This is a genomic window from Paenibacillus sp. FSL H8-0260 (genome assembly GCF_045040625.1).
GTDB lineage: Bacteria > Bacillota > Bacilli > Paenibacillales > Paenibacillaceae > Paenibacillus_AQ > Paenibacillus_AQ odorifer.
In genome coordinates this window covers 1,145,537-1,156,861 of the sequence record NZ_CP150298.1, presented here as the reverse complement: position 1 = coordinate 1,156,861, position 11,325 = coordinate 1,145,537, and the positions used below count along the sequence as shown (strand labels likewise).

Annotated in this window: 11 protein-coding genes; 2 read left to right on the top strand and 9 right to left on the bottom strand. The window is 43.6% G+C overall.

Annotated features, from left to right (window positions below; translation table 11 throughout):
• Position 1: 1 nt before the first annotated feature.
• The 8 genes from MHI51_RS04930 to MHI51_RS04895 all read right to left on the bottom strand — a co-directional run bounded on the left by MHI51_RS04930 (position 2) and on the right by MHI51_RS04895 (position 7,897).
• Entirely contained in the window at positions 2-937 is a 936-nt protein-coding gene (locus MHI51_RS04930; protein WP_036676610.1) for a glycosyltransferase, read from the bottom strand.
• 25 nt (positions 938-962) lie between these two features.
• On the bottom strand, positions 963-1,655 hold the full coding sequence (locus tag MHI51_RS04925) for a sugar transferase (protein ID WP_076129267.1): 693 nt from the start codon (positions 1,653-1,655) through the stop codon (positions 963-965).
• Between the two features lie 30 nt (positions 1,656-1,685).
• The gene (gene galU / locus MHI51_RS04920; protein ID WP_042185171.1) at positions 1,686-2,576 is read right to left on the bottom strand and encodes a UTP--glucose-1-phosphate uridylyltransferase GalU; all 891 of its coding nucleotides are present in this window, start codon (positions 2,574-2,576) and stop codon (positions 1,686-1,688) included.
• Positions 2,577-2,791: 215 nt separating this feature from the next.
• On the bottom strand, positions 2,792-3,433 hold the full coding sequence (locus MHI51_RS04915) for a CpsD/CapB family tyrosine-protein kinase (RefSeq protein WP_076129268.1): 642 nt from the start codon (positions 3,431-3,433) through the stop codon (positions 2,792-2,794).
• Positions 3,417-4,154, bottom strand: a complete 738-nt coding sequence (locus tag MHI51_RS04910; protein WP_076129269.1) for a YveK family protein — start codon at positions 4,152-4,154, stop codon at positions 3,417-3,419. Before MHI51_RS04910 ends, MHI51_RS04915 begins: the two co-directional genes overlap by 17 nt.
• A 265-nt stretch (positions 4,155-4,419) precedes the next feature.
• Positions 4,420-5,055, bottom strand: a complete 636-nt coding sequence (locus tag MHI51_RS04905) for a response regulator transcription factor (RefSeq protein WP_036676623.1) — start codon at positions 5,053-5,055, stop codon at positions 4,420-4,422.
• Between the two features lie 23 nt (positions 5,056-5,078).
• Positions 5,079-6,725, bottom strand: coding sequence for a sensor histidine kinase (locus MHI51_RS04900; RefSeq protein ID WP_076129270.1), 1,647 nt, complete (start codon positions 6,723-6,725; stop codon positions 5,079-5,081).
• Positions 6,726-7,042: 317 nt separating this feature from the next.
• On the bottom strand, positions 7,043-7,897 hold the full coding sequence (locus tag MHI51_RS04895; RefSeq protein ID WP_076276832.1) for an AraC family transcriptional regulator: 855 nt from the start codon (positions 7,895-7,897) through the stop codon (positions 7,043-7,045).
• 84 nt (positions 7,898-7,981) lie between these two features.
• Between MHI51_RS04895 and MHI51_RS04890 the strand changes: the two genes are divergently transcribed.
• A complete protein-coding gene (locus tag MHI51_RS04890; protein ID WP_076218271.1) occupies positions 7,982-9,913 on the top strand; it encodes a glycoside hydrolase family 20 zincin-like fold domain-containing protein in 1,932 nt (643 codons plus the stop codon).
• A 53-nt stretch (positions 9,914-9,966) separates the two neighbouring features.
• On the opposite strand, the gene MHI51_RS04885 is transcribed toward MHI51_RS04890, so the two are convergent.
• Entirely contained in the window at positions 9,967-10,260 is a 294-nt protein-coding gene (locus tag MHI51_RS04885) for a hypothetical protein (RefSeq protein WP_076137149.1), read from the bottom strand.
• Between the two features lie 101 nt (positions 10,261-10,361).
• Here MHI51_RS04885 and MHI51_RS04880 point away from each other — a divergent pair, with 101 nt between their 5' ends.
• Positions 10,362-11,297, top strand: coding sequence for a hypothetical protein (locus MHI51_RS04880; protein ID WP_076218272.1), 936 nt, complete (start codon positions 10,362-10,364; stop codon positions 11,295-11,297).
• Positions 11,298-11,325: the final 28 nt, after the last annotated feature.

The following is an 11,325-nucleotide window of genomic DNA, read 5'->3' as shown; positions in this document are numbered from 1 at the left end:
CTCACCCCGCTGCGGAATGCCTCTCCCGATTGAGAATCATATGAAGCGTTCCACGAATACTCTCCAGCCTGCATTTATTCAAAAGCCTTCTTCCTTTACTTCTTGAGAGGATAGAATCAGCCAGGATATACACGAGCTTAGCGGCTGTCTTTCCCACTAGAAGCAGCTTGCCTTTTAGTCCTTCGCTTTTCATAGCGTTAGAGATACCTTGGCTATAATAGCGCCTCATAATCCAGTCTTCCGTCAAACGGGCCGCCGGAACGAAATGGTCAACCGCCATTTCCGGATGGTAGAGGATGGAATGCCCTTCTTTTTGAATCTGTCCGAATAACCAGGTCTCTTCACCAGAGAGCAGAGAATCACCCTTTCTTCCGAGATCTAGGGGAAAAAGACTGATGTCGAATACGAGCTTCCGCATCGCCATATTGGCCCCACAAGGATGAAGTTGCTTGGGATATTCCTTAATCCGGCTACCTAAATCAACAATCGTGTACGGAAGCTCAAAGGGTTTAATCAACCAGTCCGGACGTTTACTTTCAAATATCGGAGCGATTTTGCCTCCCATAGCCATGACCTCCGGTTTACTCTCGAAAGTACTGACAATCGTTGTTATCCAACGCTGGCAAGGTATGGCATCATCATCGAGAAAGGCAATCAGCGGCGATTTGGAAGCCAGAATTCCTGTATTTCTAGCCGCTGAAAGCCCCTGCATCGGCTCCATCATGTAGCGGATATCCACATCAGCTCCATGCTTTCCTATAAACTTTTTGACGCAAGCTTCAGTATCATCCTTGGAACAATTATCCACAACAATGATCTCCGCCTGCTCTAAGTGATCCAGCTTTAAAAGTGACTGAAGCGTCTTGATCAATAAAGGTGCTCTGTTGTAGGTACAGATGATAATGGAAAGCTTAGGAACGTCTCCGTATTCACGCATCGGCATTCACCTAATTTCCACATTATTAATAAGCATCTTTTGAACCGAGTAACATCAGTCCGGTTTTAGCAATGATTTTTAGATCCAGCATGGTGCTCCGAATATGGATGTAGGTTAAGTCCAGCTGTACCATTTCGTCGAAGCCGACACTGTTTCGGGCATTTACTTGCCAATATCCGGTACAACCTGGAGTAACCGTCAAACGCTGTTTGTCATAATCCGTATACTGAGCCACCTCTTCTGGCAGCGGAGGACGAGGACCGACCAGACTCATTTGACCTATCAGCACATTCCACAGCTGAGGTAGCTCATCGATGCTCGTCTTGCGCAGGAATCTCCCTATTTGTGTGATCCGCGGATCGTTCTTAATCTTGAACATGGCACCGCTCACTTCGTTATAGGCCATCAGGTTTTCTTTTAACTCCTCAGCGTTACTGACCATGGATCTGAACTTATACATCGGGAATTGCTTTTCATTCTTCCCAACCCGGTTTTGCCGAAAGAACACCTTTCCTTTCGGATCCTCCAGCTTGATCAGAATCGCCACGACAACAAATAATGGCATTAACACGAGAAGACCAAGAGCGGAAAAAAAGATATCGATCATCCGTTTCATTATCAAATAGGACTCTGCTTCTTTCCTTCTCTCATCGGTATGCAGCATGTAAAGTTTCGGCAGGACCGCCTCGTAGTCTTCCGGCAGTTTTTGCATGCTCATCCTCCTCATCTAAAATTTTGCGAACTCAACTTAACTACTCAAGCTGGTTTGTCCCATTTTATTCAGCCATTCCGCCATTGCATCCATCACCGGATAGCGCAAATCTTCGCTTTGCAGTGCAAATTCAAGTGTTGTCAAAATATATCCAAGCCGCTCGCCGACATCATATCTTGTTCCGTCAAAATTATAGGCATATACCCGTTCGCTCTGATTCAGCTTCTGAATGGCATCTGTCAACTGGATCTCTCCGCCAGCGCCTTCTTCCATCAAATCGAGATACTTAAAGATCTTCGGCGTAAACACATACCGGCCCATGATCGCAAGATTGGAAGGTGCCGTACCTAGTGGCGGCTTCTCTACAAAATTGTTAACCCGATACAATTTACCGTCCTGCAAATCCGGTTCAATAATACCGTAACGATTCGTGAATTCATCAGGAATCTCTTGAACTCCGATAACCGAGTTTTGTGTTTCTTCATATTGATCGATCAGCTGCTTAAGGCAAGGTACGGCTCCTGTGACGATATCATCGCCTAACATGACACCGAATGGCTCATCTCCGATAAACCGTCTTGCACACCATACGGCATGCCCGAGACCCTTCGGTTCTTTCTGGCGGATATAGTGAATTTCTACCTTAGCTGAACGTTGAACCTCTTTAAGCAGATCCAGCTTTCCATCTTCCAAAAGCCTAGACTCCAGCTCAAACGCATTGTCAAAATGATCCTCAATGGCTCTTTTACCTTTACCAGTAACAATGATGATATCTTCAATACCGGAAGCAATAGCTTCCTCAACAATGTATTGAATGGTTGGTTTATTGATAATCGGAAGCATTTCTTTAGGCATGGCTTTCGTTGCAGGAAGAAAGCGCGTACCTAGTCCTGCCGCGGGTATGATTACTTTTTTTACCTTTTTCATCGCACTTTACCTCCTAAAAGTTTTGTGAGCATTAGCTTCAATGATTTGACTTCGTACAAAACTCACTTCGAAAGCATAAACTTAAGTTTTGTGAGCATTAGCTTCAATGATTTGACTTCGTACAAAACTCACTTCGAAAGCATAAACTTAAGTTTTGTGAGCATTAGCTTCAATGATTTGACTTCGAGCAAAACTTACTTCGAAAGCATAAACATTTACTTCGCCTGGTTCATGGCAATTCCGATTAGATTAGAGCCGGTCTGTTCAAGCAGCGTCTTCGCTTTGCGAATCGATTCCCGTTTGGACTTTCCGTATCTGGCCACCAGAATCACGCCGTCCGCTTGAGGTGCCAATATACGAGCATCACTGAAATCGACTGCCGAAGGAGAATCCAGCAGGATCAGATCGTAGTTTTCTTTTAGTTCCTCAAGCAAAGCGGTCATTTTGGGGTTTCCCAGCAAATCCGGCGGACTAACATGAGTTTTTCCCGCCGGGATGACTGACAGATTGGCTAAGTTTCCGAGGACTGCGATGTTATCTGCTTCCTCTTGCCCACTTAAATAAGCCGCAAGCCCGTCACTCCCCTCTACTTCAAACACGGTATGAAGACCGGGATGTCTCAGATTGCAGTCAACCACCGCTACCTTCTTGCCGTCCTGGACGAAAGAAACCGCGAGATTCGACAAGATTGTCGTCTTGCCTGCCCCAGCTTCTGCTGATGTAAAGAGCAGCACTTTTCCACCGCCGCCCTGCGCTAGTTCAAGCTGACGTATATATGTGCGCAGTGATCGGAACGATTCGGAGATATGCGAGGATGGATTAACGTCTGTAACCAGACTCTTATTTAGCCGCAACATAAGCACCCTCCTTCACTCTGGTGTCGCCTGCCGCCTTACCCAAATCACGTTTGCGAATGGTTGCGATCGAAGCAATTACCGGTAGACCAAGGTCATATTCCGCTTCCTTTTCAGACCTTAATGTGCCATTAAGTGTTTCCATCAGCAAGATAATTCCTAATGCAGCCATAAGGGATACAACAAAGCTAATGATGAGATTCATCGCAAACCCGCCGTTCGAGGGCCCTGGAACATCAGTCGGATCGGCCGGTGTCAGCAAGGTAACATTGTCTACCCTCATCAGCGACGGCAATTCTCGAATGAATGTCTGCGATACCGCATTTACGATCCCGGCAGCTTTGGTGTAGCTTTCATCCTGAACATTGAGGTTGATCACCTGACTCTTCTCTGAGGTTTTAATCTCAAGCTTCTGACTTAGTTCATCGGCCGTGAGACCAAACTCCGGGTGATTTTCTATTACGCTTTTCATGATGGTTGGTGATTTCATAATTTCCTTGTAACTCTCAATTAAATTCAGGCTAAAGCTCAAATCGTTAAGATTGTTGCTCTCGGGAGCTTTGGCAATGTTGTTGACAAGCAGCTGTCCGGAAGCGGAATAGACGGGTTCAACGAAGTTTTTGCTAACATAGTAAGTCGTAGCACAGGAGATCAAAACGAACACCATGATGAGCCAAAACCTTTTTTTAATCAGGTTAATGTAATCCAGAATCGTCTTTTCCACAGTAACCCTCCTTCCGCTAAAATTACATTCTGAAAGCATTCATGAAAGTTTCAGTTGTTGCTTTAATTCTATCAATCCACACCATTCGCCACATGGCTCATACCATCACTTTCCTCTTCACTTTGGAGTAAGACGTTATACCTCTTAAGAGGGGGATTAGGTATACTTTAGTGCCATATATAGGGCTAATTTAAGTTTTAACGCACAAAAAAACACGGACAACCTGTCCGTGTTCATGTACAATGCTTACGAATTATTTCAATTTTCACTCGTATGACATTTCATATTTGGTTAATCCGACAGCATTTGCATAAAGCGCTGCCTGTGTACGATCAGCCACCTGTAATTTTGCTAAAATCTGACTGACATGCTTTTTCACCGTAAATTCGCTAATGAAAAGACGTGAAGCAATTTCTCTGTTGCATGCGCCCTGTCCCAGCTCGATCAGGACTTCCTTTTCTTTGGGTGTCAATTCATCCGTTGGGCTGCTTCCACTCATGCGCATTTTATCTTCCATCAGACCAGGATCGTAATACTTTCTTCCCTTGTGCACCAATTGGATAGCAAACAGTAACTCCTCAGGCAACGCCTCTTTCAGTACATATCCATCTACCAGTACTTCTTCAGCCTTCAGGAAATCCTCTCTGCTCGCAGATGACGTCAACAAAATGAACTTACTAACGATACCACGAGCACGTGCTGTCTTAATGACATCCAATCCCGATTCATCTGCTAGCTTAAGATCAATCAATACGAGATCAGGCTGCGTCTCCTCAATCACAAGAAGCGCTTCTTGGCCATTCGTTGCCTCACCTGCAAACTGCACATTCGGCTGCATTGAAATGACAGATGCCAGTCCTCTTCTAACTAAAGGATGATCATCTACAATGACGATTTTCACAGAAACGACCTCCCGCCTAAAGTTTATGCATTCTTTAATTCAGCTACACCGACAGGAATCGAAATCATAATTCTTGTTCCTGTGCTCTCATTACTGGACAACTGAAAGTCGCCGCCGAGCGACTGGGTCAAATATTGCATATTCTTCATGCCAAGTCCGCTTACACTATCTTCAGATTCAATCCATAACAAATCAGTATCAAAACCAACACCATTATCACAAATCAATAATCGAATCCAAGTCGGCTTCAGAGACAGTTCTACCTCCACTCGACTGGCAGCACCATGCCTGATGGCATTACCAGTGGCTTCGGAGATAATCCGAAAAAGCGCTTTGTGGTAAGGATAAGGGAGACTGAAATCATCGCCCGTTATTTTTAAATCAATATCAACATCATTTAACCTGGATAAGCTCTTCAAATGTGATCTTACCATGCCCAACCAAGTAGGACCGCCACTCTTCTTGGAGCTAAGACTGTAGATCGTGATCCGCAGTTCTTTAGCAACCTTTGTGGCAGAATCATGAATAAGCTCTATTTGTTCTTCTAGCTCATGATCTGACATTCTCTTCCACGATTCCTTCAGCGAATGCGTCGCATACACAATACCAAAAAGGCTCTGCGATACACTGTCGTGCATTTCATCCGCAATCCGGTTCTGTTCGTTCGTGATGATCAACCGGTTCTCGATCACACCAAGCTCATGTCTTTCAAGAATATTCGCACTTAGCTCAGATAAGAATATCAATTGTTGAATATACCATCTGCGGCCTTCCAGCCCCTCTGTAGACTCCAGCTTGAGTCCAATCATCCCTACAAAACGGGTGCTCATCCGTACAGGCATCAGCAGGAAATCTCCTAATCCCGGCAGATTTCTAAAAATAGGCTCTCGCTGCAATCTCCATTCATGCTCATGTTTTCCCAGTTCTGAGAATAGGAACTGTTCCTCTTCCTGCTGCCAGCCGGTCTGCCTGCTCTGCGGAGCTGGTTCTCCGCTTTTCTTGGCGAACCAAAACAAAGCCTTATCCAGCTTCGTTAGCTTAACAACATAATCGGTGATCACTTGACCGATATTCATGAAATCATGTTGGCTTGAGGTTTCCACGATATGGTACAGGGATTTGATATGCTCCATCGTCTCTTTCGTGCGGGCATTCGATTCTTCACGTTGCCGCTTCATCCGATTAACGATCTGCATTATTATAACCGTAAGTACCAGTGTTAGAAACAGATTCCCATTTATAAATACAATTTCCAGAAAATTTCTGTTCGCAGAATTGATAAAAAAATAACAGAGCACCGCAAAAATACTGATGTAGCTTAAGAGCAACGACCATCCAAAATAAATGGACAATGACCCTGCAGCAATCAATACAGGATTTAGCACATAAAGCCTAAAAGAGCTTTCGTACCCACCCGTAAACAAGGTCAATGCGATAATTCCCACCATCTCTATACTAACAGCCAGGACGAGAGTCTTCGGCCTGCTGCGTAGCCTTCGATAACAAAATGAGAACGTTTGTGCAAACATAACAAGTATAGCAATAATAAGTGATTTATAAATTATGGAAGGTCCCGTCTGATCTAGAAGATACATGAGTGATGTGAGGGACAATGAAAAATACCTGTAATACGCAATCAGTTTGTCTTCTGCAGTTGGTTTGATTTTCATCCCACCACCCTATTCTCCAGTTTTTTGGAAAATGTAAGATTGTACTGTGCTCGATAAAAGCATCATACATGAGAAAAATCACAATAACAAGTTGACATTTCCCATGTTTGCGCTTCCATTTGAAAAATAGTTACAAAAAATTTATTATTTTTTTAGTAGGTTTTATCACTAAAATTTGGAATTTTATCCACTATAGTTAATAAGAACTAACGTATTTATGTAATATTAATCCATAATTTTCAACATATCTTATAAAACGACAACAATTATACAAATTATAACAATTGCTGTTGGGACTCTAGTAGGATGATGTCGATTTAAATGTTATTCCGGCAAAGCTGGGGTGCGATCCCCATATATTTTTTAAATAAACGAGAAAAATAGAACGGATCATTATAATGAAGCATACTAGAAATTTCCTTAATTTGTAATGAGGTGTTGAAAAGTAACTTTTTGGCTTCCGCCATTTTTAGACGGTGAATATATTCATGAAGCGGGTATCCACTGCTGCGCCGAACAAAACGACGAAGTGTAGACATCGAAACATGATGTTTTGCCGCTATTTGTTCTAGGTCCATTTCACCATAAATGCATAAGTTCAGGTCTTCCCGAATCTGACGCATATAATCAGCCTGAGAATTCCAACTTTTTTCTTCTATTATAAAAGAACACTCCAGCAGCATTCTTTCGAGCAATAATGCTGCCCGATCCGCATCTACAGGTTCTCCGCTCTCCATCCGTTCCAGCACTTCTTCAAATAAGGTAGTAAGACCTACTATAGATTGGGCTTGAAAAACATTTCCCCCGGCTATGAGGCCCGATTCCAGCCATTCCGATACACGCGTGCCATTAAAGTTAATATAATACTCATCCCAGCTGCCTCCCGGTGGTGGACCAAAGTTATAACTGTAACCTGGGCGGAAAAAGTATAAGCTGCCTTCACGTACCTGCTGCTCTTTTCCCCCAATCTCCATGTAGGAGCCACTACCTGACACTATGTAAACAATGGCCCAGTGCTCAAAAACTACACCTGAACGGAATAACGTTCTTCCTGGCAGATGTCCTGCCTGTCCCACCCTTATATTCTTGAGCTTCAGCTTGGAGGATTCAACCTTCGGATCAATAATTCTTATTGGATATGGACTGATCATATAATCCATGTGCTTGGACATTATAGGCATTCCTCCCCTTGTTTAGTAGTGATAAGGTTATTGTGAAGATGATCATATTCTACATGAATAAGAGGTGTCCACGCTATGCTTAATCATTCTACACTACTGCTTTTCCCTAATCCGCGTGAAATCACATTGTCACAAGGCTCCTTCCATTTCCCAACAAGCGGAAGCATCGTACTTCCTAATATGGAAGAACAATCTGCCATGCCAGCTGCACGAAAACTACAGGAAGTAATTGCACAAGCATTGAATCTGCAGCTGACTTTATCCATTGGCTTACGTCCAACCGTTGTATCTGTCTGTAACTTTAACTATGTGCCATTATTGTCTGCACAGGCGTATGAGATTGTTGTCGATCAGAAGGGTATCGTTGTCTCCTATAGCTCTCCTGTAGGCGCCTTCTACGCAGCAGCAACCCTGAAACAAATCATAGAACAAAGTGGAAAATCTATACCTCAGCTGCATATTCGCGATGAACCTGATTTTGGAGCCAGAGGCCTGCTCATAGATATCAGCCGCAATAAAATCCCGAAGCAAGAAACCTTGTACCGGATCATTGACCTTATGGCTGATTTGAAGATGAATGAACTTCAGCTATATATAGAAGGTGCTCCGTTCGCTTATGAATCCTTCCCTCAAGTCTGGGAGCTTGAAACCCCAATTACCGGAGAGGAAATCCTGCTTCTGGATGCCTATTGCAAAGCACGTTATATAGAGCTTGTTCCCAATCAGAATAGCTTTGGGCATATGGAGGGCTGGCTTTCTCGTCCAGAATTCAACGCTTTAGCTGAAATTCCCGAAGGCTTTATGCTTCCGAAGAATTTGTATGCGCAGGACGTTTATCCAGAAGGCTTATTTATGCACCCTGGTACTTTTGATACCGAAGATCCTAATGTACTACCTCTGCTAGACAAAATGTTTGACGATCTGCTGCCCTACTTTAGCTCCAATCAGTTTAATGTAGGCTGCGATGAGACCTATGAACTCGGCCTTGGTAAAAACAAAGCTCTGGCTGAAGCTCAAGGCAAAGGTCAACTCTATTTATCATTCCTGCAAAAGATTTATGAGTTGGTTACAAAACGTGGCAAAACGATGCAATTCTGGGGCGATATCATTATCCAGCATCCCGAACTGATTCCTCAGCTTCCTAAGGATATTATTGCTATGGAATGGGGTTATAGCGCGGAGCATCCCTTCGAGTCCGATACGCTCAAATTCCGTGAAGCAGGTATTCCTTTTTATGTCTGCCCAGGCACCAGCTCATGGAACTCCATTACAGGACGCACGGACAATATGTTAGCCAATCTGCGCAGTGCAGCTATTCATGGCAAAAACAACGGTGCTATCGGTTATCTCATTACGGATTGGGGAGATTTTGGACACTGGCAGCATCTGCCGGTTAGCTATGCCGGCTTCGCCTACGGCGCAGCCCTATCCTGGAGTGTAGATCATAATCTGGAAGCAGATACTGCACAGTATTTAAATAGATTTATTTTTGCAGATCGTTCTGAAGGAATTGGCCAGCTGCTCCTGGATCTCGGCAATTACTATCAGCTTGAATCCAGTATCAACCGTTCGAATGATGCAGAAATGTCCCTGCTGCTGCGTACCCATCTGGACAATTTCCTAATCATAGAGAAGCTTACTGAGGAACACTTCAATCATCTCGAAGAATATCTGCTCTCCATTGAGGCGCGGCTATCGGGGCTAGATCTTCAATGCGAGGATGCTGCTCTTGTGCTGAAAGAATTGAGTAATGGCATCCATTTCGTGAAGCATGCTGTGCAGCTTGGCAGAATCAAGCTACAGTTGACATCAGCACCAGATTCGCTTGATCCTGCGCTGATTACGAAGCAAATCAATGATCTAGATGTACTCCTTCACCAATATCGTCTCTTGTGGACGGAACGCAACCGGCTCGGCGGCTTGGAGCAAAGTATCTCGAAACTTCAACGCCTGCGTAGTCAATATGAAGCATTAAAATCAGAGCTCTCCGCATCCGTAAGTTCCTAATCCCTCTTATTAAGATTCTCTATATAGCTGCTGTTGGGTAATCGAACGTTGAACTAACGTTTTCGGTTCGCCCAGCGCAGCTCTTCATATTGATTCTCAAGCATCTCCCGCTCACGTTGCTCGTGTTGTTCCCTGCCAATTCCCTCCTGCTGGCTTTCCTCATCCTCATAGATTCGCCATAGGTCAGAGAACAGATAGTCTTTGATTTCTACCACTTTTCCCTGCAGGATTCCGTTTATCCAAAAAAGTCCTGTGGAGGTACGCATAACCATGCGGCCATCCGGTGTTTCCGCCTTTTGACCCATTCGAATCGCCATAAGCATTTGGCCGAAAGTATACCATTCCATATTTGCTAATACCTCCTAAATTTTAGTTGTAATGGAATAAAGAGAAAGCTATAATCAGGGCAAAAGAACCATTTTCGTAAAAATTTTATAGGAGGGTTGTTATGGATTGGCTAAATGACTACGAAGATGAACTACGCTTGGTATTCCAAGAAAGCAGACGGATTATTTCCGAATTTCCAGAACCTCTAAATCAACAAGGTATGTCCTATCTTGAGCATTTTAACGTATTTAACGCTGAAAGCCACAAAAACTACATATGTTATCTTTTACCCTTTTGGCTGCAGAAGGGATGCGGAATCTCTGCAGAGGTTACTCGCCAGATGTCGATGGGCAACGTCTTTTTTATGTTGTATTTCTTCATACAGGATGACCTGATGGACAGCCAAGAATCCTCCGCATACGAAAAATTGCCCTTGGCAAATTTGCTTTATGTCGAATTTTTAAATATCTACCGGATACTATTTCCGGAGCCATCCGCTTTCTGGATCTTATTTAATCGTTATATCATGGAGTGGGCAGATAGTGTTAGCAACGAAAATACCAGTGACTATTTTCTTAATGATCGGGTCAAAATTGCCTATAAAGCCAGTCCGCTCAAGCTATCCAGCACTGCTGCCCTTCTGATGTCTGGAAAGAGTGATTTAGTGCCGCAAGCTGAAGAGCTTATCCATTCAGTTTTGCTTACACTGCAAATGCTGGATGACTATGAGGACTGGAAAGAAGATTTATCCGCGGGCAACTATAATTGTCTTCTCTCCCTAACTCGCAAACATCTGCCAAACAGCAGTGCAGCTAAACTGACTTCGCAAGAGGTCGAATTTTATCTATTCACTGCAAATGGTCTACATACCTATACGCAATTAGCACACGACACACATAACAAAGTTACAGCTTCCGACCTTGATGCCCCTCATCTTATTGCGTTCCATTCCATGCTAGTAAGTAACTTACAGCAGATCTCTGATTCCATCGAAGCGGACAAGCAGCTCTTGCTAAACGGAGGATTATATCATTGGTTGTCAAAAAATGTCCATTAATTCTATTATTTTGTAATAAAAAGAATAG

What these genes read in the sequence shown, in the direction of transcription:
- MHI51_RS04880 (WP_076218272.1), top strand. Translation starts at nt 10,362, where the DNA reads ATGGATTGGCTAAATGACTACGAAGATGAACTACGCTTGGTATTCCAA.
- MHI51_RS04930 (WP_036676610.1), bottom strand. Translation starts at nt 937, where the DNA reads ATGCGTGAATACGGAGACGTTCCTAAGCTTTCCATTATCATCTGTACC.
- MHI51_RS04900 (WP_076129270.1), bottom strand. Translation starts at nt 6,725, where the DNA reads ATGAAAATCAAACCAACTGCAGAAGACAAACTGATTGCGTATTACAGG.
- MHI51_RS04915 (WP_076129268.1), bottom strand. Translation starts at nt 3,433, where the DNA reads ATGTTGCGGCTAAATAAGAGTCTGGTTACAGACGTTAATCCATCCTCG.
- galU (WP_042185171.1), bottom strand. Translation starts at nt 2,576, where the DNA reads ATGAAAAAGGTAAAAAAAGTAATCATACCCGCGGCAGGACTAGGTACG.
- MHI51_RS04890 (WP_076218271.1), top strand. Translation starts at nt 7,982, where the DNA reads ATGCTTAATCATTCTACACTACTGCTTTTCCCTAATCCGCGTGAAATC.
- MHI51_RS04885 (WP_076137149.1), bottom strand. Translation starts at nt 10,260, where the DNA reads ATGGAATGGTATACTTTCGGCCAAATGCTTATGGCGATTCGAATGGGT.
- MHI51_RS04925 (WP_076129267.1), bottom strand. Translation starts at nt 1,655, where the DNA reads ATGAGCATGCAAAAACTGCCGGAAGACTACGAGGCGGTCCTGCCGAAA.
- MHI51_RS04895 (WP_076276832.1), bottom strand. Translation starts at nt 7,897, where the DNA reads ATGTCCAAGCACATGGATTATATGATCAGTCCATATCCAATAAGAATT.